The organism is Rhizobium leguminosarum (assembly GCF_004123835.1).
Classification (GTDB): Bacteria; Pseudomonadota; Alphaproteobacteria; order Rhizobiales; family Rhizobiaceae; genus Rhizobium; species Rhizobium leguminosarum_M.
In genome coordinates, this window is sequence record NZ_MZMU01000024.1 from 97,781 (window position 1) to 121,240 (window position 23,460).

The window sequence follows — 23,460 nt, forward strand, 5'->3', positions numbered from 1 at the left end:
CGTCGCGACGATTTAAAGGATGAAGCTCAGAAATTGCGCTTCACTTGGCAAGGCGGTCGCCACTGTCGGAAGTGGCTTCACTTGTCCCGGCATTGCGTTGCCGCAGGCGCAGGATCGCCGATGCCTCACGAGGATCGGGCGGCAGAACAGCGTTCTTCAACGCGATCGAATAGGCGTGTTTCGGATGTTCCAGCACGTCCCTGGCATCGCCGCTCTCCACCACCACGCCCTTGCGCATGATCACCACGCGGTCGGAAATGTAATAGGCGGTCGCAAGGTCATGGGTGATGTAGACGATCGAGACGTTGAGAGCGTCACGCAGATCCCGGAAGAGATTGACGATCGACATGCGAAGCGATGCGTCGACCATCGAGACCGGCTCGTCCGCCACGATCAGCTTCGGCTCGGGTATCAGCGCACGGGCGACGGCGATGCGCTGCAATTGACCGCCTGAAAGCTCGTGCGAGAAGCGGCCTTTTATCTCCGCCATCGACAGGCCGACGCGTTGGAGGGCAATGTCGGCAAGCGCCTCCTTTTCAGCGCGGCTCCTTGCTCCCTTGAAGCGATGGGCGGTGGCCAGCAGATACTCGTCGATCCGCGTCAGCGGATTGAAAGCTTCGAACGGATTTTGAAAGACCGGCTGGACCTTGGCCATGAAAGCCTCGCGATCCCTACGGGAACGCACCGCCCTCACATCCGTACCGTCGAAATGAATGCTGCCCCGATCGGCCTTTTCGCTGCCGAGGATCATTTTCGCCAGCGTCGATTTTCCGGAGCCGGATTCGCCGACGATCGTGAATATCTCGGGCTTGTCGGCGGTAAGCGCAAAGCTGACATCGTCGACCGCCTTCATCTTTTCGCGCGAGAAGAAACCGCCGATCGGAAAGAGCTTGGTCACATGGTCGAGTTCGAGAAGGAAATGGCTGCTCATTGGATCTGGTACTCCCCGGCACGGAAGCATGCGACCCGCCCTCCCGTCGCGCTCGGCAGCATGGCCGGCACTTCACGCGCGCATTTGTCGATCGCGATCGGACAGCGCGGATGGAAACGGCATCCCGAAGGCGGATCCGAAAGTGCCGGCGGCTTGCCCCTGAGGCTCTTTCGCGTCGAGACGTCGCCGATGCGCGGCAGGCTGCCGATCAGGTGGACGGTGTAGGGGTGCTGGGGATTGTCGAAGATCGCCTGCGTCGGCCCCTCCTCCGCCAGCCGTCCCGCATACATGATGGCAAGCCGGTCGGTGATGGCGGCATGCACCGACATGTCGTGGGTCACGAAGATGACCGAGGACTGCATGCGGGCCTGCACTTCCTTGATCAGCGCCAGAACGTCCTGCTGCACGAGCACGTCGAGCGCCGTCGTCGGCTCGTCGGCGATGATGAATTCCGGCTCGCAGACAGTGGCGAGAGCAATCGTCAGACGTTGGCGCATGCCGCCCGAAAGCTGATGCGGAAAGGCCTCGAGCACATGCGGATCCAGATGCAGCCTGGCAAGATGCGCCTCGACGCGCGCCCGGAAGGCGGCGGGATCGAGGTTCATATGGCGGGAGGCGAAATCGGTGAAGGCGTGTTTGACCCTCCTGACCGGGTTCAGCACGTTCATCGAGCCCTGCATGATGTAGGAAAGGTGACGCCAGCGTGCCGCCTTCATCTTCGCCGGTTCGCCATAGACATCGATCGGCCCGTCGGCAAAATTGAATTTCACCGTTCCGCCGACGACGCGCATCGGCGGGCGGATGGCGCCGGCCAGCGTCTTGATCAACGATGTCTTGCCGCTCGAGGATTCGCCGGCAATACCGTAGATCTCGTTCCTGCGGATGGTCAGGCTGATATCGTCGACGGCGCGGATTTCCCGCCGCACACCGAAATAGTCGTTGACGTAATAGCATTTCAGCCCGTCGATCGTCAGTGCGTCCATGGTGTTTTCGGCAAGGGTCAAAGGCTGCGTCCTCATCAGGTTCTGCATCTCCTCAAGCTCCCATGCGGGCGAGCCGCGAGCGCGGGTCGATATATTCGTTCACCGACATGGCGAGCATGAACAGGCCGAGGAAGAGGATGACGACGAAGAGCATCGGAAAGGCGACCCACCACCATATGCCCGATACCATCGCGGAATGCGCATTGGCCCAGTAGATCATGCCGCCGATCGTCGGCCGGTTGATGTCGGAAAATCCGAGCACCGAGAGCGTCACTTCGAGACCGATCGCCCAGATCATGTTGTTCATCGTCGTGAAGAAGACGATCGGCATGACATAGGGTAGGTGTTCGCGGATGAGGATCTGCGGTGTGCGCATGCCCGAGAAGACCGCGTGCCGGGTGAATTCCCGCTGACGGAGAGACAGGGCGACGGAACGGATCAGGCGGCTGTCATGTGTCCATCCGAGCAGCGCTGCGGTGATCGCCAGCATGAACCACGTCATCTGGTCGCGGAGCACGAAGACCAGAAGCAGCAGGATCGGAATGTTCGGCAGTGCGCCGAGCGTATCGTTGACCGCCATGATGATCTGGTCGGTCCGCCCACCGATATAGCCGGAGATCAGGCCGACGGCGATGGCGATGATGCGGCTGACGAAGGCGACGATGATGCCGAAGAACAGCGTATTGCGCATCGAGGCGGCGATCTGCCAGAAAACCTCCTGACCGCGCGAGGTGGTGCCGAGCCAGAATTCGGCCGAAGGCGGCATGTCGGGCGCGACGACATAGATGGCATTCTCGTCATAGGGCGAGAAGAACGACGCCACGATCAGCGCCAGAATGATAGAGATCAGGATGGTTCCGAGCAGGAACTCCTTGTTGTAGCGCAGCAGGTCTCTGAGGACTTTGAACATCACGGATTACCCCAGTTTCACGCGTGGATCGATCAGCGGATAGATGATGTCGATCACGAAGACCGCGGCGGCAACCGCGATGATGGCGATTGTGGTGACACCGAGCACGAGGCTGTAATCGCCGGAATAAATGCCGGAGATCAGAAGCTTGCCAATCCCGGGATAATTGAAGACGAATTCGACGATGACGGCGCCGCCGAAGACGTTGCCGAGACTGAGTGCCAGGCCGGTGACCTGCGGCAGCATGGCATTGCGCGCCACATATTGCGAAAAGATGCTGCGCGAGCGCACCCCGCCAAGTTCGGCATAGACGACGTGGTCGTCGGTGACGATGTTGGAAACCAGCGAGCGCATCGAGATGAACCAGCCGCCGATGCCGACGAGCACGAGGGTCAGGGCCGGCAGGATGCCGTGTTCGATCACCGAGCTGATGAAGGCCCAGTTGAAGGCGGGCGCCAGATTGACCTGCGCGCCGTCGCTGATCGGCAGGATCGGCCAGATGAAACCGAAGAGGATCACCAGGCTGAGGCCGATGATGTAGGTCGGGATCGGCTGTAGCGCCATGATGAGGATGCCGGCAACCTTCAGCAGCTTGCTGCTGCGGAAGTAACCGGCAAGCGCACCGAGAAAATTGCCGATGATCCAGGAAATGATCGTTGCGAGCGTCAGAAGCCCGACGGTCCAGGGCAGCGCCCGGCCGATAACGGTCATGACGGGGGTCGGGAAAGAGGAGAGAGACGGGCCGAAATCGCCGGTCAGGACGCGGCCCCAGAAGGTGAAATACTGCTCCAGCAGCGGGCCGCCGGTGCCGTAGAGTTCACGCAGCGATTCGCGAAGGATTTCGACGGCCTGCGGATCGGTGGAGCCGAAGCTCGTCAACAGCGACACGGTCTGCTCGATCGGATCGACCGGCGAAAAATGCGCGATCAGGAAGGCCAGCGTGATGCCGGTGAAGACCACGAAGAGAAATTGCAGAAAGCGTTTTGCCGCATAGATCAGAAAGCCGTTCATGACATCGACCCTTCAATAGCAGAACGGAAACAGCCGGCGGCCGGCTGTTTCCTTTGTTGTGCCTCGATCAAGGCTTCGGCGCATCCGGATTGGCCTTCAGCCCGACCACCATGTAGCGAATGTTCGACCAGTTCGGACCCGAGGCCGAATAGGGATTGTCGGCGCTCGGATAGTTGGTCCAGTAGGTCGTATCGAGCGGTGCGAACTTGTTGTAGGCCATCAGCGGGATCATCGGCATTTCCTCGACGGCAAGCTTCAGGAAGTCCTGGCCGAGCTTGGCGACATCGGGCGAATCGAAGGCGATCGACCGATTGCGCTCGATGATCTGGTCGAGACGCGGATCCTGCCAGCGCTGCAGATTGCGCGGCGGCTGGATCTGCCCGACCGGCTTGATGAACTCCGAATGATAGCTGTCGAGGAAGAAGGAGAGGTCGGGATGACCGCCCCAGGTCTCGATGCTCCAGTAGATCGCCGCCTCGAAGTCGCCGGTGCTGAGGCGTTGGCCATTGGTCGGGCCGGCGACATCGACCTTGGTCGCGATGCCGGCTTGTGTCCATTGCTGGGCAATCACCGTGCCGGCGCGGGCAAGCGTCGGGATGGCATCGCCTTCCACCTGCAGGCGGATCGCAAAGGGCGTGCCGTCAGGCTTCACCCACTGGCGGCCGCTTTTCTTGAAGCCTGCCTTCTGCAACAGCTCGGTCGCAGCCTCAACGTCCTTTTTCCACCAGCCGAAGCCGAATGTACGCTGCAGCTTGGCCGGATCGGTCGGGATCTGATCGGCCCATTGGCTGCGCACCATATTGGCGATCTGGCCTGAGATGTTCGGATCGTAGGGCTTGATCTTGCGGGACCCCGTGTCGAGCTCGAAATTCGTCAGCCAGTCCTGCATCGGTGCGTAATAATCGTCCGGGGCAGAACCCGTCGGTGGCGTGGCAAGGGCTGCGATATTGGCGGCGCCGCGGTAGGAGCCGAGCGCCACTTCGCGGATATCGATAAGCAGAGCGAGAGCCCAGCGCACGTCCTTGTTGTCGAAGGGCGCCTTCTTCGTATTGAAGAGAACGGAAGGCAGCGTCGGGTCCGGATGCGCGAAAGGAAAGCCCTTCAGCCAGGAGGCCGTGCTCTTGCTGTCGCGCATGATCGAGAACATGCCCTCGGGCGCCATGTCGTTGATGACGTCGAGATTGTGGTTGCGCTGTTCGATGACGCGAGCTTCCGGATTGCCGGCCGCACGATAGACGACGTATTTGACCTCAGGCGGTTGTGCCGCAGCCAGGCCGATCGACGTGCGCTGCCAGTCGTCGCGCAACTTCCAGATCGTCCAGTTGCCGCCCTTGTCATAGCTTTGCAGCTGGTAGGGCCCGAGCGAAACCGGCGGATTGTTGTTGAAGGACAGCGGATCCGCGGCTTTCTCGAAGACGTGCTTCGGCATGATCCAGGCGGCATTCCAGCGCACGGTGAAAAGCGTATGGAAACGCGAGTTCGGCTTCTTCAGATGGAAGACGACCGTCTGCGGATCCGGATTTTCGATGCTCGCGACATTGACGGTGAAGGGCGCGCTCCAGGCCATGCCCGGATGATCGATCTGCGTCTGCACGGTATAGACCACGTCGTCGCTGGTGAATTCGACACCGTCGCTCCAGAAGATGCCCTTGCGCAATTTCACCGTCATCTCTGTGAAATCGGCGTTGTAGCTCGGCGGTTCGCTGGCCAGCGCATTCTGCCAGGCATCCTTGCCGCCCTCGGGATTGATGAACCACAGCGTATCGGTGGTCAGCTGCTGCAGGCCGTTGAGGTTTGCCGCCGCCCCGCCGCCCGGAGCCCAGAGGTTGAACCAGTCGGCATTCTGCTGCGGCGTGCCCTGGATGATCAGCGTTTCGTTGCGCGGTATGCCGGCAATGAAATCCTGCGCAAATGCCGGAAGGGCCATGAGCGACAATAAGGCAATGGCTGCATATTTACGGAACTTCATCGGATGTTCCTCCTCCTCAACTCGCCACGGCGAGCGCTTCCCGTAATCAATTGACGATAGCGTCCAGCGAACCCCGCCTGCACGTGCCGCAGGGACACATGCACTCCTCGGCGGCGGGCGAACTCACGCCATAGTTATCGACAATTTTTTGAGAAACGGCAACTGATAATTTTGCCAACTGTAAAAAATAGCGCATTTTCAGGCATTTTTGATGCGCGGCGATGATCGGCTTTTTTATATTATTGACAAAGTGAGCATTTGGCTTAGCTTTTGCGGCGAGCGCGGCGCCCTCCCAAGATGCCGCACTTCATCACCAGACAGGTCGCCTGCTTTCGGGAGGAGGCTTTGGCATGACCGTTCAAGAGGACATCAGGATGAGCAGCCCCTATGACGTGACAATCTCCGTTCACGCCAACCGGCCAACCGGCAAATACGAACCCTTGTGGAACTGGTTCGGATACGACGAGCCGAACTACACTTACTCCCCGCACGGCAGGAAGCTGCTCAAGGAACTGACAGAGCTCAGCCCCGAGCCACCCCGCATCCGCGCGCACAATCTTCTAACCAGCGGCGATGGCCTGCCTGCCCTCAAATGGGGTTCGACCAATGCCTATACCGAGGATGCGAACGGCAATCCGGTCTATGATTGGACGGTGATCGACAAGATCTTCGACGCCTATGTCGAAGCCGGCAACATTCCGCTCATCCAGATCGGCTTCACGCCCGAAGCGCTCTCCGATTTCGACGGTCCCTATCGCCACCAATGGGAACCGGCCGACAAATACGCAACGATCACCACCGGCTGGACGGCCCCGCCAAACGACCTGAAGAAATGGGGCGACCTGATCGAAGCATGGGCGCGCCATCTTGCCGAAAGATATGGTGAGGACGTCGTTTCCAGCTGGCCGTGGGAAGTCTGGAACGAACCGGACGGCCACTATTGGACCGGCACCATCCCGCAATTCTGCGAAATGTATGATGTCAGCGCCAGGGCCTTGAAGCGCGCGCTTCCGAATGCCCGTGTCGGCGGGCCGCACACCTGCGGCGCCTTTGCCAACGAAAAAGCCCAGACCTTTCTGCGCGCCTTCCTCAAGCACGTGGTCGACAACAAGTCGCCGATCGATTTCCTCGCCTTCCACGCCAAGGGCAATCCCGTGATCTACGAGGGTCACGTGCGGATGGGCCTGCACAAACAGCTCCGCGACATCGAGACGAATCTTGCCATCATCAACGAGTTTCCGGAACTCCGCCACCTGCCCGTGGTGATCGGCGAATCCGATCCGGAAGGCTGTGCGGCCTGCTCTGCGCGCGTCCATCCTCAGAACGGTTATCGCAACGGTCCGCTCTACGGCGTCTATGTCGTCGAGAGCATGATCCGCACTTACGAGCTTGCACGACGCGCCAACATCCACATCGAAGGCGCGGTCACCTGGGCCTTCCTCTTCGACGACCACCCCTATTTCGACGGCTTCCGCGATCTTGCCACCAACGGCGTCGACAAGGCTGTTCTCAACGGCTTCCGCATGCTCGGCAAACTCGGCGGCGAATGGCTGGAATCGGAAAGCGATTATCGCCGCGACATCGAAGATATCATGAGCCATGGCGTTCGCGGCAAGCCCGATGTGAACGTCGCGGCAACCCGCGACGACAAGGGCGTTTCCATTCTCGTCTGGCACTACCACGACGATGATGAAGCCGGGCCGTCCGCCAATATCGCGGTCAATCTCGACGGCTGGGGCGACAAGTCCGCCTCGCTCAAGCACTTCAGGATGGACGAGGAGCATTCCAACGCCTTCGGCGTCTGGAAAGCGATGGGCAAGCCGCAGAATCCGGCCGGCGAAGACTATGCCAGACTGGAAGCCTCGGGAAAGCTCGCCGAGATCGACGGTCAGGCGTCGGTCAAGGTCGATGACGGCAAGATCGCCCTCAAGGTCTCCCTACCGCGTCAAGGCGTGTCTCTCCTGCGCCTCGATTGGTGAGCCGGTAGGCGAAGGGAGCGCAATCGAATGATTGCGCTCCCTTTCAAACGACCCGGTCAATTGTCGCTGACATAGGCAAGATAACGTTTCTTGCTCGGCTGCAGATGGTCGACGCAGAGCTGGGCGAGGACCCAATTATCCCCACCACGCAGCATCTCGATCATCAGCCGGTGGTGCTCATGCGAGATGCGCAACGATTCCTTGCTCGACATTGAATTGGCGCGCACCGGCAGGCTGAGCCGCATATAGAGCTCGATCGATTGCACCAGATGGGCATTGCCGCAGGCGCCGAAGAGCGTCAGGTGGAACTTGTCGTTGGCCTCGTGCACACCCCTGAGATAGCCGGATTCGACGTGCCGGCCATGCTCCTCGTGCAGCGCCAGCAGTTCCTCGATCAATGCCTCGGGTGCCGGCAGCTTTATCCACAGTGCTGCCTGCCGTTGCAGCAATTCCCGAACGTCGTAGATTTCCTGAACCTGGCGAGCCGTCAGCGAGCGGACGGTCGCTCCTTTGTTGCGCTCCCGAACGACGATGCCCATCGTCTCGAGCTGCACGATCGCCTGCCGGGCGAAATGGCGCGTGACATGAAAGCGGGCAAGGAGCGTGTCTTCGGTCAGGCGGGTTCCGGGCGCGAGCCGCCCGAATATGATGTCTTCCTCCAGCGCGCGGGCAATACTTAGATCATCATGCTCGATGCCGTCTTCGCGGCTTTCGTTGAGCGTCTGCAATGTCATCTCCTCTGATGGCGGTGGGCCATGTTATAGTGGATTGCGTTCCGGGTCGAACCGGCTCAGGCGATAGATATCCTCGACAAGAGCAAGCGTTTTGATGTTATCGCCCGGCGATGTCTCCATCGCCACCCTTCCGTCGAGGCTGTCGAGGAAATGCGCAATGGTCGCGTCATAGGCGCCCTGGTAGGTCTCGTCAGGATCGAAGCTCTCCCGGCGCTGCTGCGCACCCTCAGCCGAGAGCAGATTGCCGTTAAGTTCAAGCGTGCCGCGCGCCCCGAAGATGCGGAGGTGATCGCGCGGCGCCAGCGGCGCGCCATGCACGGCGAGATTGGCATTGATGGTGACGAGAACGCCGTCGCTGAGTCGGCGCAGGACGACGCTTGCGACATCCTCCGCGACGATATCGCGATTGCTCCTCTCAAGCCGGGCACTGACCACCTCCATCTCGCCCAGAAGATATCTCAGCGTATCGAGATGATGGATCATGACTTCCATGACTAGCAATCGCTGCTGCGTCCGGAAGAACGACTGGCGTATCAGCGCCGGCCTTCTCCCGTCAGCATCCGCTATCATGCCGCTGGACAGGAATTCGAACTGCACCTGCCGGATCTCGCCGGCAAGCCCCTCGTCGAGCCACGCCTTCAGCCGCCGATAATAAGCGCGGAACCGCCAGTTCTCGTGGATCATCAGCCTGCCCCTGCCGGAAAGGCTTGCCAGCAGGTCGACCGCCTCGCCGTAAGAGGGCGCGAGCGGTTTCTGGCAGATGATGTCGAGGTCCTTTGCTGCCGCCAGCCGGACCAGTTCGACATGAAACTCCCGCGGCGCGCAGATATCAACGGCATCGAGCTGCTCGGCATCCAGCATCGCCTGCGCGCTCGCATAGCTGCGCACGATATCGAAGGCGGCAAGCCGGGCTTCGACGGCGCTCGGCGACGGGTCGGCAATCGCCACGACCTCGGCTCTTTCCGATTGCCGCATCCATGCAGGCAGATGGTAGGCACTGACCCAGCCGGCACCGATAATGCCGATACGCCGTCGTTCCGTTCCCATCATGGCGCTTCCTCCGCATTCAATCCCATTTTATCAATAATCTATCCTGCTTCCTCGCAAAAGCCAATCATCTGATTGCTGGACGAAAGCACGAATTGCGGAGATTACCGTTGTATTTTATGGTGATCGCCGAAGAAATCCAAAAATACGATACAGTGACACCATCTTATTTATTGACAATCCTCCGTATCCCTCTACGCTGACACCACGGCCATGGATCAATTTGGCGAGGGAGGAACAGGTTTGTCGAACGGTCTTCGCCGCAAGCTGACGAGTTATGGCGATCAGGGATTCTCCCTTTTCCTGCGCAAAGCATTCATCAAGGCCATGGGTTATTCGGACGATGCGCTCGACCGTCCGATCGTCGGCATCGCCAATACCTACAGTGATTTCAATCCCTGTCACGGCAATGTGCCGCAACTCATCGAGGCAACCAAACGCGGCGTGATGCTGACGGGTGCGATGCCCATGGTGTTTCCAACCATCTCGATCCACGAGAGCTTTGCCTCGCCGACTTCGATGTATCTGCGCAACTTGATGGCGATGGAAACGGAAGAGATGATCCGCGCCCAGCCGATGGATGCCGTCGTCCTGATCGGCGGCTGCGACAAGACCCTGCCGGCCCAGATCATGGCCGCCGCCAGCAGCGAGATACCGGCGATCTTCCTGCCGACCGGGCCAATGGCCGTCGGCCACCACAAGGGCGAACGGCTTGGCGCCTGCACGGATTGCCGCCGCTTCTGGGGACGCTTCCGCGCCGGAGAGATCGACGATGCCGAGATCGCCGAGGTCAACAACAAGCTGGCCAGCTCGATCGGCACCTGCACGGTGATGGGCACGGCGAGCACCATGGCGAACCTGACCGAAGTCATGGGGCTCTGCCTCCCTCGCGCCGGTTCGGCGCCCGCCGTCGAATCCGAACGTGTTCGCCTCGCCGAGGAGACGGGCCGTGTCGCCGCGCGTCTCGCCATGGATGAGGCTGCACCGACGGTGCGCGCTATCCTGACGCCGCAGGCAATCCGCAACGGTCTCGTCGCGCTGCAGGCGATGGGCGGCTCGACCAATGCCGTCGTCCATCTTGCCGCAATCAACGGCCGCCTCGGCCTGCGCCTCGACATGGCCGAACTCGACCGGCTGGGCCGAAGCATTCCCCTGCTCGTCGACCTGCAGCCCTCCGGCCAGCATTATATGGAGCAGTTCCACGAGGCGGGCGGCGTCCCGGCTCTGTTGAAGGCGGTGCGCCATGAAATCGACGGCAGCGCTCCGACGGTCTACGGCAGAACGATCGGCGAGATCATCGACGATGTCGTCGACGAGCCGGGCCAGACCATCATCCGCACCGTCGAGAAACCGTTGAAGCCGATCGGAACGATCGCCGTCCTGCACGGCAATCTTGCGCCGCGCGGCGCCGTCATCAAACAATCCGCTGCCTCCAAGGAACTGCTGCAGCATATCGGACGCGCCGTCGTCTTCGATTCCGTCGAGGATATGACGCTGCGCATCGACAGCGACGATCTCGACGTCCATGCCGATGACGTTCTGGTTCTGCGCAATGCCGGACCAAAGGGTGCGCCCGGAATGCCGGAAGCCGGCTACCTACCCATTCCCCGCAAGCTGGCGCGGCTGGGCGTGAAGGACATGGTGCGGATTTCCGATGCCCGCATGAGCGGCACCGCCTTCGGCACGATCATCCTCCATATCGCCCCTGAGGCGGCCGATGGCGGCCCTCTGGCCATCGTCCGCACCGGCGATCGCATTCGCCTCGACGTCGAGGGCAGGCGTATCGATCTCGATATCGACCAGGCGGAATTCGATCGCCGCATGCTTGATGTCGTCAATCGGCCCCCTGCGCCGTCGCGCGGCTATGCGAAGCTCTATCAGGAGCGCGTGCTCCAGGCCGACGAAGGCGCCGACTTCGACTTCCTGCAAAGCGAGGAGCTCGACGCGCGATGAGCGCCGCTGATATCGAGACACCGCTTTGCCTGCCCCGCCGGCCGCTGACGCGGCTGCCGCGGGCCGCACTGCCGCAAGGCACGGTGGATACGCATTTCCACGTCTTTCGCGCCGGCGCTCCGCTCAACACCCCACGCAGCTACACGCCTGACATTGCGACGATTTCCGACTGGATCGAATTCTCCGGAAGCCTTGGCATCGCCAAGGGCGTATTGGTGCAGCCAAGCGTCTATGGCCTCGACAACAGGGTGCTGCTCGAGGCGCTTGCCGCCTATCCAGATCGTCTGCGCGGCATTGTCGTCATCGATCCCGAAACGACAGAGACCCAGATAGAGCGGCTTGACCGGCTCGGCGTGCGCGGCGTGCGGATCAATACGCGCAACAAGGGCGGCCTCCCGCTCGCCGCCGCGAGGACACTGGCGGAAAGCATTGCTCCTCTGGGCTGGTCGCTGCAATTGCAGATCAATCCCGAACAACTTTCCGATATTGCGGCAACGCTGTCCGGCATCCGTCTGCCCATCGTTATCGACCATCTCGGCTTCATTCCGCTTGCCAGAGAGACGAGATCGTTGCATGTCGATGCCCTGAAAAGACTGATGGACAGAGCCGAGGCCTACGTCAAAGTAACCGCGCCCTATCGTCTGACGAAGGATGTGAATTACAACGGTTTTGCCGAGGTCGCCTGCGCTCTTGCCGCCAGCCATGCAGAAAGGCTGCTCTGGGGCAGCGATTGGCCGCACACCGAATTGTGGGACGGCATGCCCGATGACACTGAGCTGGTAGAGACCATGCAGGCCACCATCGACGACTCCGCGATTGCTGAAAAGATTTTTGTTCGAAATGCCGAAGCGCTGTTCTTCGGCCGCTGAATTGGAGAGCACCAATGGCCAGACTGACTGAAGATGCCAAGGGCGTCTATGTGATCGCCGTAACCCCCTTCACCGAGGAAGGCGCGCTCGATCTCGCCAGTATCGACAGCATGGTCGATTTCTATGAGGGTGCCGGCGTCACCGGCCTGACGGTGCTTGGTCAGCTCGGCGAGGCTCCGAAGCTGACCGCCGAGGAATCGCGAACAGTCGTCGAACGGGTGCTGAAGCGCCTCGACGGGCGCCTTCCCGTCGTCGTCGGCGTTTCGGCGCCAGGGCTTGCGCCGATGAGCGAACTCGCCGAAGCCGTCATGGGTGAGGGTGCGGCCGGTGTCATGGTCGCGCCACCCTGGACCGTCAAGACCGACGATCAGGCTTTCGCCTTCTACCAGTCGGTCGGCGAGGCCCTGGGCGATACGCCCTTCGTGCTGCAGGATTATCCGCTCACCACCAATGTGACGATCGCGCCTAAGGTCATCGAGCGCATCGTCAACGAGGTGCCGAATTGCGTCATGCTCAAACATGAAGACTGGCCGGGTCTTTCGAAGATCTCAGCGCTTCGCGCCGCCAGCGACAAGGGCGCCATGCGGCGCATCTCCATCCTCTGCGGCAATGGCGGGCTTTTCCTGCCCGAAGAGATGGGCCGCGGCGCCGATGGCGCCATGACCGGCTTTTGTTATCCCGAGATGATGGTCGGCGTCGTCGAGGCCTATGCAGCCGGAAATCCCGATCGCGCCCATGCGATCTTCGATGCCTATCTGCCGCTCGCCCGCTACGAACAGCAGCAGGGCATCGGTCTTGCCTCGCGCAAATATGTGCTTGCCAAGCGCGGCGTAATCAAGTCCGCCACCCTGCGCAAGCCGGGCGCCAAGCTCTCGCCGCTCGATATTGCCGATGTCGAGCGCTTGCTGGCGCGCCAAGCCATCCGCCTCAAGGAGATCGGGGTGTGACACACCGGCGCAAATCCGAAGTCGCTGGATCATCGCTATGGCGCTGCAGCTCGAGCAGATGGGTATGTCCATCTCGTCCGTCAGGCTGAAACCCGAGCGACTCCCAAAACCTCGCCGCACCATCGTTTCCCGCATGAACGGTGACGACGGTGCAGAAGGAACGCGCATGGTCGAGCAGAGCCAGGGCAAGCATCCGGCCGATGCCGCGCCCGCGCATTGCGGGACGAACGTAGAAACGCCGCATGCGCAGCGCCCCTGATATGGCGGAGTCGACGGTCATGCCGCCGATGCCGACGAGCGCGTCATCGACATAGGCGCCAAGCAGCCTTTCGCCGTGATGTTCGAACCTGTTATCGCCGATCGACCATTCGTCGATAAGGCGGGCGACATGGCGATAGCCTTCCCGCCGGGCCTCCCTTTCGAGATCTGCGATCTCCCGCGGCAATCGATCGCGGAGCCTGCGGATATCGATTGTCATGGCAATGCCGGTGGTTAGATTGCAGGAACCGGAATCTCGTGGCGCGTCGCCGCAACCGGCAGGCCGACCGGCACGAAACTCGCGTCGCCATCGGCCGCCATGTCGTGCACCGTATGTTTCTCCAGCGCCTTCGTCACTTCGTTGAGGTCGCCGTCCAGCTGTTCGGCCGGAATGAGATTGCCGATGACGAAATCGAAGCGGTCGCCGCGTTTGTTCAGCAGTTCGTGAAAGACCGTCATGTCGCGAAGTTCCGTCGACCATTTCGCCAACCAGTAGAACAGGCCGGAATTGCGTGCCGTCACATGGACGGGAAGGATCGGCAGATTGTATTTGCGCGCCAGCCCGACAGCCGAGGTCTTCCACGGACGTTCATTCAGCCGGCCGTTCGCCCAATAGGCGATGCGGCCTGAGGGAAAGAGCACTGTCGCCTTGCCTTCCTTCACCGCATGGTTGGTCAGCTGCAGCGTTTCGCGCGCCTTCAGCTTGCTCTTATGCTCCTCCCGCCATTCGACGGGAATGATCATCTCGGCAAACCGCGGATTGACGCGGATGGCATCGCGATTGGCAAAGAACATCATGTCCGGCCGGCGCGTTTTCAAAAGATCGAACACGGCAACGCCGTCGGCGATGCCGGTCGGATGGTTGCTGACGAGGATGAAGCCGCCGGTATCGGGAATGCGTTCGCCATGGGTGATGCCGATGTCGAGCTTCAGCACGTCGCTCAGATATTCGAACGATTGGAAGCCCGGCATTTTGGCAACCGCATTGGCGAATTCGAGCGCTTTGTTGTAACGCAGCAGCGTATAGAGGAATGGTCGCATGACCGGCCAGAGCGGATTTTTCACGATCCTTTGGCCGCGTTCGGCAATCAGCGTATCGACGATATGACCGGGCTTTCCCTGTGAAACGAGAGCGATCGCTTCCGCGAGCTGTCCGAAAGCCGTCATGGAATCGCGCCGTGCCATGAAAGATCCTGTCTATGGGGAATAAGCTATCGCAGTAGAATATGATCGAAGGATGACAAAGGCTTGGCCGGCATTAGCAATTCCATAACTGTTCCTGCTCCAAATTGGCGGACTTGAAGGCAAAATCAAGGCCAGCAACGTGAACGAACTGCTTGTTATCGCCGATCAACGCCTGATGGCGGAACGGGCCGCATGGCTCGAAAACCTCGCCAGTGAGCGCCGTCTTTCCGAGCACACGCTCGACGCCTACGAGCGCGATACCCGCCAGTTTCTGACCTTTCTGACCGGCCATCTCGCCGGCCCGGCGACGCTTGGCGATATCAGGGAGTTGCGCTCCGCTGATTTCCGCGCCTTCCTGGCGGCCCGGCGCAAGCAGGGGTCCGGTGCCCGATCGCTCGGCCGCAATCTCGCCGGTCTTCGCTCGCTGCTGCGCCATCTCGAAAAGAAGGGCCTGGTCAACGCCGCCGGCGCCGGCGCGGTGCGCTCGCCGAAGCAGCCGAAATCACTGCCCAAGCCGCTGTCGGACACCCAGGCGATCACCGTCGTCAGCGACGACGCTCAACTCCACGACGAACCCTGGATTGCTGCGCGCGACGCCGCTGTCATGACGCTGCTCTACGGCTGCGGCCTGCGCATCTCCGAAGCGCTGGATCTGACTCCCGCCGCCCTGCAGAAGGGCGCGACGACGCTGCGCATCACCGGCAAGGGCAACAAGACGCGGCTGGTGCCGCTGCTGTCTGTGGTCTTCGACGCCGTCGAGAAATACCGAGCGCTCTGCCCATATCATCTCGAAAGCGGAGAACCGCTGTTTCGCGGCGCCCGCGGTGGTAAGCTGCAAGCGGCGATCATCCAGCGCACCATGCAGAAGATGCGCAGCGCCTTCGGCCTGCCGGAGACGGCGACACCGCATGCACTGCGCCACTCCTTCGCCACCCATCTGCTTGCCGGCGGCGGTGATCTGCGCACTATCCAGGAGTTGCTCGGCCATGCCAGCCTTTCCACGACACAGGTTTATACCGGCGTCGATGCATCGCGGCTGCTCGAGGTGTATGATCGGGCCCATCCGCGCGCCTAGCGCATCGGCCCGGAAATCGGAATTGATTTTTGGAAAGCACGATGCGTTGATTTAAAGTGCATCGCCATGAATCCGATTTGATGTGATGCACTTTAGGTTTCGTTAACGCATTCTCTTAAAGGAATATGCGCAAGCCGGGCGTAGAGCATGAAACGCACAAGGCATGTGATCGGAACACCCATCATGACGACATCAATCGGCCGCCAGACGTCTTACCTCGCAGTGCCGGCCAATCTGTTGCTCTGGCTGATCGCAGCCTTTCACATGCTGCTTCTTGCCGCCTTGTTTGCCGCCTTCCTGACTGCAAGGCCGGCCGCGGCCGAAGACGTCGCCTGCACCGGCCGCAACCTGATGGTCGAGCTGCAGCAGAACGACCCTGCCCGCTACGCAGAGGCGCTGAAGGAAGCCGATGCCACGCCGAACGGCAAGGGCATCTTCTGGAAGATCGAAAAGCCTGGACTTGCATCCTCGTGGCTGCTCGGCAGCATGCATGTCACCGATCCGCGCGTGCTTGCCCTGCCGCCGCGCGCCCAGGCAGCCCATGACGCTGCCGACACGATCATCATCGAATCCGACGAGATCCTCGATGAGCGGAAGGCGACCGCCGCCCTGCTCGCAAAGCCGGAGCTGACGATGTTCACCGACGGCACGACGATCGACAAGCTGCTTTCTCCCGAGGATTACAAGCGTCTCGAAACCGGCCTCAAGCAGCGCGGTATCCCGATCAGCGCCGTTTCCCGCATGCGGCCCTGGATGATTTCGAGCGCCGTCGCCCTGCCGGCCTGCGAAATCGCCCGCAAGGCAAAAGGCGCGCAGTTCCTCGACCAGAAGATCGCCACCGATGCCATTGCCGAAGGCAAGCAGGTCAAGGGGCTGGAAACCCTTGCCGAGCAGATCCAGGCCATGGCCGATCTGCCGGTCGAATTCCATCTGAAATCCCTGATCCAGACGCTGGAACTTGGCGACAAGATGAGCGATGTCGTCGAGACGATGACCGACCTTTACCTTTCCGGCGACATCGGCATGACCATGCCGATGTTGAAAACCGTGACACCGGAGGAAGAAGGCGAAAACAGCGATTATGCCGCCTTCGAGCAGCGCGTCATCCTTGACCGCAACAAGGTGATGGCCGAGCGCGCAGCGCCCATCCTCGACAGCGGCAACGTCTTCATGGCCGTCGGCGCCCTGCATCTGCCCGGCAAGGACGGTGTCATCGAACTGCTGCGCCAGCAGGGCTTCACTGTGACTGCGGTGAACTGAGGGCGCCGGCGGTCAGCCGAGCGTGATGCGGCGCAGAACATTGCTTTTCCAATGGAACTGATGGACGAGGGCGCCGGCGACATGCGCCGCGATCAGCGCCCAGAGAATGATCTTCAGGACATCCGCGTGGAACGAACCGGCGGGATCGATACCGAAATAGTAGGCGGCGATGCCCGAAAGCGGCATCGCGAAGATCAGGATGTAGAGGCCGGCATGGGCAAGCCTCGCTGCAAGACGGAAGATCGCCGGCTCCTGTGCGACCTCGTCCGGGACGCCCTTGGTAAAACGCAGCCCGAGCCTGAGAACGGCAAGCAGCAGGATGGCGATGCCGACATAGGCATGGATATTCGCCGACGAAATCTGCTCCGGTGTCGGTACCTGGCCTCTGCGCATCAGCCGATGCCAGATATTCATGCCGTCGGGAAACAGCAGGTTGAAGAAGATCAGCAGCGCTACGGCCCAGTGAAGAAGACGCTGGCTCAGGCTGTAACTCACGATGGACGGCTGCTGCATTTCTGGACCTTCACGGATGCTGAACTCAACGATATGCAACAACTAAAACAGCCGCCTGCCTTCCGGCAAGCGGCTGCATGCTTTGTTACGAATATGTAAGATTACATATGGATCGGCTTGAAGAAGGTTGCGAGCGCAGCCTCTTTCACTGCTTCCGATATGGTCGGATGCGCGTGGCAGGTACGGCCGAGATCTTCCGACGAACCGCCGAACTCCATCAGCACGGCGATCTCGTGGATCATCTCGCCGGCGCCGAAGCCGACGATATGGCCGCCGAGCACCCGGTCGGTTTCCTTGTCGGCAAGGATCTTGACGAAGCCGTCGGTCGCCAGCATCGCACGCGCCCGGCCGTTCGCCGTGAACGGGAACTTGCCGACCTTGTAGGCGATGCCTGCCGCCTTCAGCTCTTCCTCGGTCTTGCCGACCGAAGCGATTTCCGGCTGGGTATAGACGACGCTCGGAATGACCTCGTAGTTCACATGGCCATGCTGTCCGGCGAGGATTTCGGCAAGCGCCACGCCCTCGTCTTCCGCCTTGTGCGCCAGCATCGGACCCTTGACCACATCGCCGATCGCATAGATGCCGTCGACATTGGTCTTGAAGTGACCGTCGATCTCGACACGGCCGCGATTGTCGAGCGTAACACCGGCTTCCTCGAGGCCGAGGCCCGCTGTATAGGGCTTGCGGCCGGTGGCGATCAGCACGACCTCGGCGTCGAGCGTCACCTTGTCGCCGCCCTTGACCGGCTCGAACGTGACCTTTGCGCCCTTGTCGCCCTTTTCGACGCCGGTGACCTTGGCGCTGAGATTGAAATCGATGCCCTGCTTGGCGAGCATGCGCTGGAATTGCTTGGAGACTTCGCCGTCCATGCCGCCAAGGATGGTGTCGAGATATTCGACGACGGTGACTTTGGCGCCGAGGCGCGACCAGACGGAACCGAGCTCGAGCCCGATGACGCCGCCGCCGACGACGATCAGCGTTTCCGGCACCTTCTCCAGCGCGATGCCGCCGGTGGACGAGATGATGGTCTTTTCGTCGATTTCGACCTGCACACCGGGAATGCCGGCGACGTCGGAGCCGGTGGCGATGACCATGTTCTTGCCTTCGATCTCCTGCACCTTGCCGTCATCGGCGATGACGGAGACCTTGCCGGCCGAGACGATCTTGCCGGTACCCTGGAAGGCATCGATCTTGTTCTTTTTGAAGAGGAAGGCGACGCCGTCGACATTCGACTTCACCGTCGCATCCTTGTGGGCCATCATATTGCCGAGATTGAGCGTCGGCGCCGGGACGTCGATACCGAGCGCGCTCATCCCGTGGCCGGCCTGATGGAACATTTCGGAGGCATGCAGCAGCGCCTTCGATGGAATGCAGCCGACGTTCAGGCAGGTGCCGCCATAGGTCGCCCGCTTTTCGACGACGGCGACCTTGAGGCCAAGCTGGGCCGCCTTGACGGCGCAGACATAGCCGCCCGGGCCGGTTCCGATAATGATCACATCGTAGGACATTGCTTCTTTCCCTTTGGATTTTTTCGTTTAATCGGCCGCGCGCGACAAAGCGAGGCGGAAGCCGAAGCCGACGAGTGCCGCTCCGGTGATGCGGTTGAACCATTTGCCGCTGGCGATGAAGCGGTCACGGATCGCATTGACCGTGAAGAAATAGGAGACGCCGGCAAACCAGGCGACCAGCGCCATCGCCATGCCGATGCCGTAAGAGAACTGGATCAGCGCCGGCGTGTCGTGGTGCACGAGCGTCGAAAACAGCGACAGGAAGAATAGCACCGGCTTCAGGTTCAGCGCATTGGTGATGAAGCCCATGCCCAGGCATTTCAGCATCGAGACCGGCTTGCGGTCCTCGGCCGTCACCTCGATATCCCTCACCTTGAAGCCCGGTTCGCGGAACGACTTGATGCCGAGATAGACCAGATAGGCGACGCCTGCCCATTTGATGGCGGCAAACAGCATCAGTGATTTCGACAGGATCAGGCCGAGGCCGAGGATGGTGTAGCTGATATGGAAAAGTAGGGAGAAGCCCATGCCGAGCCCGGTCATGATGGCGGTGCGTCGCCCATGCACGATGCTCTGGCGCAGGATAACGGCGAAATCGGCGCCCGGCACGACGATGAAGATCGAAAAGACGGCCATCAGGCCGAGGAATTCGAGAATATACTGCATGCTGTTTTTCGCCCTGTCGTTCTAGCGGCCGCCGCTCACATTGAGGATCGCGCCGGTTACATAGGAAGCCGAAGGCGAAAGAAGATAGAGGATCGCATCCGCCACTTCCTCGGGCGTGCCCGCGCGCTGCATCGGGATCGACGGCGCCAGCTCGCGCGGCCGATCCGGCAGACCGCCGGAGGCATGGAGGTCGGTTTCGATGACGCCGGGCCTTATCGCATTCACGCGGATGCCCTCGGCAGCGACCTCACGCGCCAGGCCGACGGTGAACGTGTCGATCGCCGCCTTCGAAGCGGCATAATCGACATACTGCGTCGCCGAACCGAGGATCGCCGCCATCGACGAAATATTGACGATCGCGCCGCCCTGTCCGCCATGCCGGCTCGACATGCGGCGTATGGCCTCCGCGGCGCAGAGCATCGAGCCGGTCACATTAACGCGCAGCATGAGCTCGATCCGCTCTGCCGACATCTCGTCGACGCGCTGCGGATAATCGACGATGCCGGCATTGTTGACGAGCCCGTCGAGCCGGCCGAAATGCCGGTCGACCGCCGTAAACATCGAGACGATATCCGCAGCCTTGCCGACATCGCCCTGGATTGCCACGGCCTCGCCGCCATCCTCGACGATCGCGGCCACGACGGCATCCGCGGCCTGGCGGTTGGCGGCGTAGTTCACCGCGACACGCCAGCCTTGACGTGCAGCGAGCCGTGAAGCTGCAGCGCCGATACCCCGGCTTCCGCCGGTAATGAGAACAACTGGTGTATCGCTCATGTCGCACACTCCTTAAATGTCAGCACGTCCCAGGGTGCCACCACGGCCTTGCCCTCGCCCCAGGCGCTGGATTCGCGGATGGCGGGACCAAGACCGGGGAGCACGAGTTTTTCGGCCGCCGCAGCGCCTTCGGGCTGCAGATTGTCCATCTCGCCATCGGCATCTATGCCATAGACGGCGCCCTGCCAGACCGTGCAGGCATCGAGATCGGCGCCGGTCGCGTCGCCCTCGGGGCAGTTGAACATCAGGATGCCGATGGCGCGCACCGGATCTTCCGATGGCATGACATAACCGTCCATCACGACGGGTGTCTTCAGCGCGCTGACCTTGAACTGGTTGCTGGCGGCAGCCGATGCAGAATTCAGCGGTGCAAAGCGCAATTCATACGCACCGTCGCGATCGCCGTAGACGGCCTGCTCCTGCTTGCATGCGGCGCCGAAGGTGGACGCCGGAACGGCGAAAAACACGGCGGCTGCGATTGCAGCCACGCCTGTCCGTCTCGTCGTGATCCCGGTCCTTCCGTTCATTGCAGCTTCGGCTCCTTCCGCCCGTCGGCATTCTCGACAACGCTGAAATCCGTCAGCAGCACCAGCGCGCGGCCATCCCTGTCGAGCCCCCAGAAGACTGGATAGAAACCGTCGCCCCAGCCGCTCCAGAACACCGCGACATTGCCTCGTCTGCCGGCGACTGGCCGGTGCAGCGCATAGATGCCCTTGTTGGTGTCGAGGTCCGACGCCAGCACGTCGTCGTAATAGTTGACGTCGGAATCCGGTTTCTGCGCCTGCACCTGCACTTCGCGCTCTCCGATCAAACCAAGCGTATCGGCATCCATGTAGCAGCCGAGGCCGGCATCGACGGGGTAGCCGAAGATCTCGCCGTCCTTCAGCGTCGCCGGGTCCTGCCCGGGCAGGACCGCAAGCTCCCAATGATCCGGCTTACCCTCGGCAAACCGCAGGCTGGCAGCGGCGACGCGCCCGAAGGCCTGGTAGAGCGTCACCGGATAGTCGCCTGGCGCAACCGTTCTTGCGAGCGCCGGACGGTCGGGCTGGGCAAGCGGATCGGCGGCAACGATGCGCCCCGATGTCAGCTCGACATTGCCCATGTGGATGACGCCGATCGACCGGCCGGAGAGTTCGGCATCGCTGAGCGCCACCAACTCGAAATTGCTGCTTGCCTTGCCGATATCCCAGCCGGCGGCCGATGCGGAGGCCGGGACATGCGCGGCGGCAGCGCAAAGGAGAAGGCGCGCCGCTCGCATGATCTGGTTCCGCATCGAAAGCGCTCCCTTAGAGATCGAGAACCAGACGTTCGGGATCTTCCAGGCTTTCCTTAACGCGCACGAGGAAGGTGACCGCTTCCTTGCCGTCGACCATGCGGTGATCGTAGGACAGCGCCAGATACATCATCGGACGGATGACCACCTGGCCGCCGATCGCGACCGGCCGCTCCTGGATCTTGTGCATGCCGAGAATACCGGACTGCGGCGCGTTGAGGATCGGCGAAGACATCAGCGAACCGTAGACGCCGCCATTGGTGATGGTGAAGGTGCCGCCCTGCATGTCGGCCATGGAGAGCGAGCCATCACGGGCTGCCTTGGCAAGACGGCCGAGTTCCTTCTCAATTTCGGCGATCGACATCTGGTCGGCGTCGCGGATGACAGGAACGACGAGCCCTTTGTCCGTGCCGACAGCCATGCCGACATGGCAGTAGTTCTTGTAGATGACGTCGGTGCCGTCGATTTCGGCGTTGACGGCCGGCAATTCCTTCAGCGCATGCGTCACCGCCTTGGTGAAGAAGCCCATGAAGCCGAGCTTGACGCCGTGCTTCTTCTCGAAAATATCCTTGTACTTGTTGCGCAGGTCCATGACCGCCTTCATGTCCACCTCGTTGTAGGTGGTCAGCATGGCGGCGGTGTTCTGCGCATCCTTGAGGCGCTTGGCGATCGTCTGGCGCAGGCGCGTCATCTTCACGCGCTCTTCGCGCGAGGCATCCTCGACCGTCGACGGGCCGCGCGCGGCGGCAGGCGTCGCCGCGGGTGCGGCCGCCGGAGCGGAAATACCCTTGGCGACGGCGGCGATGACGTCGCCCTTCAGCACCTGGCCGCGCTTGCCGCTACCGTCGACCTGATCGGCGGAAAGGTTGTTTTCGGCAAGCATCTTAGAAGCTGCCGGTGCCGGCGGCATGGTGGAGACGGAAGCGCTCGATGACGACGCAGCAGCAGCAGCGGCAACTGGCGCTGGCTGGGCAGGCGCGGCGGCCGGTGCAGCGGCAGCCGGCGCGGCAGCAGCGGCAGCGCCTTCGGCGATCTGGCCGAGCAGCGCGCCGAGGCCGACGGTCTCGCCGGCGGCGACGACGATTTCCGAAAGCGTGCCGGAGGCGGGTGCGGGAACTTCGATGGTCACCTTGTCGGTTTCAAGCTCGAGAATCGGCTCGTCGGCCTTGATGGCGTCGCCGACCTTCTTGAACCAGGTGCCGACGGTTGCCTCGCTGACGGATTCACCGAGAGTTGGAACGCGGATTTCTGTGGCCATTGTTCAGATCCTGATTTCGTGTGTTTTCGTTTATGCGTTTCAGACGGCGGGCGGCCGCGAGATGATCGAGGGCATCGGCAGGATATCGAAGCGGAAACCGAAACCGGAAGCGATGATCGGATCGCCGTCGGCAAGAACCTGCGCCGCCGCCTGATCCTCGACCTCGACGATCGCCATGCCCCAGGCGCCTTCACCCTCGAAGACGGGGCCGACGATGATCGCCGATCCCGCAAGAGCGTTCCGATGCCAGTATTCGGCATGGCGTTTCATCGCCGCCATTTCCTCCCCGGTCCCGTCATGCGGGAAAGTGGGGCGCGGCGGCTGCAGTCTCAGAAAGAAATAAGCCATTGCGCCCCC

Annotated in this window: 23 protein-coding genes; 6 read left to right on the forward strand and 17 right to left on the reverse strand. The window is 61.5% G+C overall.

Features of this window, described 5'->3' with window-relative positions; translation table 11 throughout:
- Positions 1–40: 40 nt before the first annotated feature.
- From B5P46_RS30145 to B5P46_RS30165, 5 genes are all read right to left on the reverse strand, one after another.
- A complete protein-coding gene (locus B5P46_RS30145) occupies positions 41–931 on the reverse strand; it encodes an ABC transporter ATP-binding protein (protein WP_129421936.1) in 891 nt (296 codons plus the stop codon).
- Complete coding sequence (locus B5P46_RS30150) at positions 928–1,962, reverse strand: ABC transporter ATP-binding protein (protein ID WP_129421937.1); 1,035 nt, start codon at positions 1,960–1,962, stop codon at positions 928–930. Before B5P46_RS30150 ends, B5P46_RS30145 begins: the two co-directional genes overlap by 4 nt.
- Before the next feature lie 4 nt (positions 1,963–1,966).
- Positions 1,967–2,824: an ABC transporter permease gene (locus B5P46_RS30155; RefSeq protein ID WP_017995361.1), complete on the reverse strand. Its 858-nt coding sequence runs from the start codon at positions 2,822–2,824 to the stop codon at positions 1,967–1,969.
- 6 nt (positions 2,825–2,830) lie between these two features.
- Positions 2,831–3,835, reverse strand: coding sequence for an ABC transporter permease (locus B5P46_RS30160; protein ID WP_129421938.1), 1,005 nt, complete (start codon positions 3,833–3,835; stop codon positions 2,831–2,833).
- A gap of 67 nt (positions 3,836–3,902) precedes the next feature.
- Positions 3,903–5,804 carry an ABC transporter substrate-binding protein gene (locus tag B5P46_RS30165; protein ID WP_129421939.1) on the reverse strand — a complete coding sequence of 634 codons (1,902 nt, stop codon included), beginning with the start codon at positions 5,802–5,804 and terminating at the stop codon, positions 3,903–3,905.
- A 350-nt stretch (positions 5,805–6,154) separates the two neighbouring features.
- Between B5P46_RS30165 and B5P46_RS30170 the strand changes: the two genes are divergently transcribed.
- The gene (locus B5P46_RS30170) at positions 6,155–7,783 is read left to right on the forward strand and encodes a GH39 family glycosyl hydrolase (RefSeq protein WP_129421940.1); all 1,629 of its coding nucleotides are present in this window, start codon (positions 6,155–6,157) and stop codon (positions 7,781–7,783) included.
- A 56-nt stretch (positions 7,784–7,839) separates the two neighbouring features.
- On the opposite strand, the gene B5P46_RS30175 is transcribed toward B5P46_RS30170, so the two are convergent.
- A complete protein-coding gene (locus tag B5P46_RS30175) occupies positions 7,840–8,511 on the reverse strand; it encodes a GntR family transcriptional regulator (protein WP_129421941.1) in 672 nt (223 codons plus the stop codon).
- Positions 8,512–8,541: 30 nt separating this feature from the next.
- On the reverse strand, positions 8,542–9,567 hold the full coding sequence (locus B5P46_RS30180) for a Gfo/Idh/MocA family protein (protein ID WP_129421942.1): 1,026 nt from the start codon (positions 9,565–9,567) through the stop codon (positions 8,542–8,544).
- 240 nt (positions 9,568–9,807) lie between these two features.
- On the opposite strand from B5P46_RS30180, the gene B5P46_RS30185 reads away from it, so the two are divergent.
- Genes B5P46_RS30185 through B5P46_RS30195 form a run of 3 tightly spaced genes read left to right on the forward strand, consistent with a single transcriptional unit; the run spans position 9,808 to position 13,333 of the window.
- Positions 9,808–11,517, forward strand: a complete 1,710-nt coding sequence (locus tag B5P46_RS30185; protein ID WP_129421943.1) for an IlvD/Edd family dehydratase — start codon at positions 9,808–9,810, stop codon at positions 11,515–11,517.
- A complete protein-coding gene (locus B5P46_RS30190; RefSeq protein ID WP_129421944.1) occupies positions 11,514–12,386 on the forward strand; it encodes an amidohydrolase family protein in 873 nt (290 codons plus the stop codon). Before B5P46_RS30185 ends, B5P46_RS30190 begins: the two co-directional genes overlap by 4 nt.
- Positions 12,387–12,400: 14 nt before the next feature.
- Positions 12,401–13,333 carry a dihydrodipicolinate synthase family protein gene (locus tag B5P46_RS30195; protein ID WP_129421945.1) on the forward strand — a complete coding sequence of 311 codons (933 nt, stop codon included), beginning with the start codon at positions 12,401–12,403 and terminating at the stop codon, positions 13,331–13,333.
- Here B5P46_RS30195 and B5P46_RS30200 read toward each other — a convergent pair.
- The gene (locus B5P46_RS30200; protein WP_129421946.1) at positions 13,314–13,811 is read right to left on the reverse strand and encodes a GNAT family N-acetyltransferase; all 498 of its coding nucleotides are present in this window, start codon (positions 13,809–13,811) and stop codon (positions 13,314–13,316) included. The two genes, B5P46_RS30195 and B5P46_RS30200, sit on opposite strands and share 20 nt — an antisense overlap.
- Positions 13,812–13,825: 14 nt before the next feature.
- The gene (locus B5P46_RS30205) at positions 13,826–14,776 is read right to left on the reverse strand and encodes a GNAT family N-acetyltransferase (RefSeq protein ID WP_129421947.1); all 951 of its coding nucleotides are present in this window, start codon (positions 14,774–14,776) and stop codon (positions 13,826–13,828) included.
- A 139-nt stretch (positions 14,777–14,915) separates the two neighbouring features.
- Between B5P46_RS30205 and B5P46_RS30210 the strand changes: the two genes are divergently transcribed.
- Both B5P46_RS30210 and B5P46_RS30215 read left to right on the forward strand, forming a co-directional pair.
- Positions 14,916–15,851, forward strand: a complete 936-nt coding sequence (locus B5P46_RS30210; RefSeq protein ID WP_129421948.1) for a tyrosine recombinase XerC — start codon at positions 14,916–14,918, stop codon at positions 15,849–15,851.
- A 183-nt stretch (positions 15,852–16,034) separates the two neighbouring features.
- Positions 16,035–17,111: a TraB/GumN family protein gene (locus B5P46_RS30215; RefSeq protein WP_129421949.1), complete on the forward strand. Its 1,077-nt coding sequence runs from the start codon at positions 16,035–16,037 to the stop codon at positions 17,109–17,111.
- A gap of 12 nt (positions 17,112–17,123) precedes the next feature.
- Here the strand turns inward: B5P46_RS30215 and B5P46_RS30220 are convergent, their stop codons facing one another.
- The 8 genes from B5P46_RS30220 to B5P46_RS30255 form a co-directional block, all read right to left on the reverse strand.
- Complete coding sequence (locus B5P46_RS30220; RefSeq protein WP_129421950.1) at positions 17,124–17,624, reverse strand: cytochrome b; 501 nt, start codon at positions 17,622–17,624, stop codon at positions 17,124–17,126.
- Between the two features lie 101 nt (positions 17,625–17,725).
- Positions 17,726–19,132: a dihydrolipoyl dehydrogenase gene (gene lpdA / locus B5P46_RS30225; protein WP_129421951.1), complete on the reverse strand. Its 1,407-nt coding sequence runs from the start codon at positions 19,130–19,132 to the stop codon at positions 17,726–17,728.
- A 27-nt stretch (positions 19,133–19,159) separates the two neighbouring features.
- Entirely contained in the window at positions 19,160–19,798 is a 639-nt protein-coding gene (locus tag B5P46_RS30230) for a LysE family transporter (protein WP_129421952.1), read from the reverse strand.
- A 21-nt stretch (positions 19,799–19,819) separates the two neighbouring features.
- Positions 19,820–20,572 carry an SDR family oxidoreductase gene (locus tag B5P46_RS30235; RefSeq protein ID WP_129421953.1) on the reverse strand — a complete coding sequence of 251 codons (753 nt, stop codon included), beginning with the start codon at positions 20,570–20,572 and terminating at the stop codon, positions 19,820–19,822.
- The gene (locus B5P46_RS30240; protein WP_129421954.1) at positions 20,569–21,099 is read right to left on the reverse strand and encodes a hypothetical protein; all 531 of its coding nucleotides are present in this window, start codon (positions 21,097–21,099) and stop codon (positions 20,569–20,571) included. Before B5P46_RS30240 ends, B5P46_RS30235 begins: the two co-directional genes overlap by 4 nt.
- Positions 21,096–21,845 carry a DUF4241 domain-containing protein gene (locus tag B5P46_RS30245; RefSeq protein WP_129421955.1) on the reverse strand — a complete coding sequence of 250 codons (750 nt, stop codon included), beginning with the start codon at positions 21,843–21,845 and terminating at the stop codon, positions 21,096–21,098. Before B5P46_RS30245 ends, B5P46_RS30240 begins: the two co-directional genes overlap by 4 nt.
- Before the next feature lie 13 nt (positions 21,846–21,858).
- A complete protein-coding gene (gene odhB / locus B5P46_RS30250) occupies positions 21,859–23,103 on the reverse strand; it encodes a 2-oxoglutarate dehydrogenase complex dihydrolipoyllysine-residue succinyltransferase (protein ID WP_129421956.1) in 1,245 nt (414 codons plus the stop codon).
- A gap of 39 nt (positions 23,104–23,142) precedes the next feature.
- Positions 23,143–23,451, reverse strand: coding sequence for a YciI family protein (locus tag B5P46_RS30255; protein WP_011653809.1), 309 nt, complete (start codon positions 23,449–23,451; stop codon positions 23,143–23,145).
- Positions 23,452–23,460 lie beyond the last annotated feature (9 nt).

Excerpts from the sequence above, each read along its gene's own strand:
- odhB (WP_129421956.1), bottom strand. The coding sequence starts at position 23,103 with ATGGCCACAGAAATCCGCGTTCCAACTCTCGGTGAATCCGTCAGCGAG.
- B5P46_RS30150 (WP_129421937.1), bottom strand. The coding sequence starts at position 1,962 with ATGCAGAACCTGATGAGGACGCAGCCTTTGACCCTTGCCGAAAACACC.
- B5P46_RS30255 (WP_011653809.1), bottom strand. The coding sequence starts at position 23,451 with ATGGCTTATTTCTTTCTGAGACTGCAGCCGCCGCGCCCCACTTTCCCG.
- B5P46_RS30190 (WP_129421944.1), top strand. The coding sequence starts at position 11,514 with ATGAGCGCCGCTGATATCGAGACACCGCTTTGCCTGCCCCGCCGGCCG.
- B5P46_RS30220 (WP_129421950.1), bottom strand. The coding sequence starts at position 17,624 with ATGCAGCAGCCGTCCATCGTGAGTTACAGCCTGAGCCAGCGTCTTCTT.
- B5P46_RS30205 (WP_129421947.1), bottom strand. The coding sequence starts at position 14,776 with ATGGCACGGCGCGATTCCATGACGGCTTTCGGACAGCTCGCGGAAGCG.
- B5P46_RS30180 (WP_129421942.1), bottom strand. The coding sequence starts at position 9,567 with ATGATGGGAACGGAACGACGGCGTATCGGCATTATCGGTGCCGGCTGG.
- B5P46_RS30230 (WP_129421952.1), bottom strand. The coding sequence starts at position 19,798 with ATGCAGTATATTCTCGAATTCCTCGGCCTGATGGCCGTCTTTTCGATC.
- B5P46_RS30200 (WP_129421946.1), bottom strand. The coding sequence starts at position 13,811 with ATGACAATCGATATCCGCAGGCTCCGCGATCGATTGCCGCGGGAGATC.
- B5P46_RS30145 (WP_129421936.1), bottom strand. The coding sequence starts at position 931 with ATGAGCAGCCATTTCCTTCTCGAACTCGACCATGTGACCAAGCTCTTT.
- B5P46_RS30165 (WP_129421939.1), bottom strand. The coding sequence starts at position 5,804 with ATGAAGTTCCGTAAATATGCAGCCATTGCCTTATTGTCGCTCATGGCC.
- lpdA (WP_129421951.1), bottom strand. The coding sequence starts at position 19,132 with ATGTCCTACGATGTGATCATTATCGGAACCGGCCCGGGCGGCTATGTC.
- B5P46_RS30245 (WP_129421955.1), bottom strand. The coding sequence starts at position 21,845 with ATGCGGAACCAGATCATGCGAGCGGCGCGCCTTCTCCTTTGCGCTGCC.
- B5P46_RS30155 (WP_017995361.1), bottom strand. The coding sequence starts at position 2,824 with ATGTTCAAAGTCCTCAGAGACCTGCTGCGCTACAACAAGGAGTTCCTG.
- B5P46_RS30240 (WP_129421954.1), bottom strand. The coding sequence starts at position 21,099 with ATGAACGGAAGGACCGGGATCACGACGAGACGGACAGGCGTGGCTGCA.
- B5P46_RS30215 (WP_129421949.1), top strand. The coding sequence starts at position 16,035 with ATGACGACATCAATCGGCCGCCAGACGTCTTACCTCGCAGTGCCGGCC.
- B5P46_RS30195 (WP_129421945.1), top strand. The coding sequence starts at position 12,401 with ATGGCCAGACTGACTGAAGATGCCAAGGGCGTCTATGTGATCGCCGTA.
- B5P46_RS30170 (WP_129421940.1), top strand. The coding sequence starts at position 6,155 with ATGACCGTTCAAGAGGACATCAGGATGAGCAGCCCCTATGACGTGACA.
- B5P46_RS30160 (WP_129421938.1), bottom strand. The coding sequence starts at position 3,835 with ATGAACGGCTTTCTGATCTATGCGGCAAAACGCTTTCTGCAATTTCTC.
- B5P46_RS30235 (WP_129421953.1), bottom strand. The coding sequence starts at position 20,572 with ATGAGCGATACACCAGTTGTTCTCATTACCGGCGGAAGCCGGGGTATC.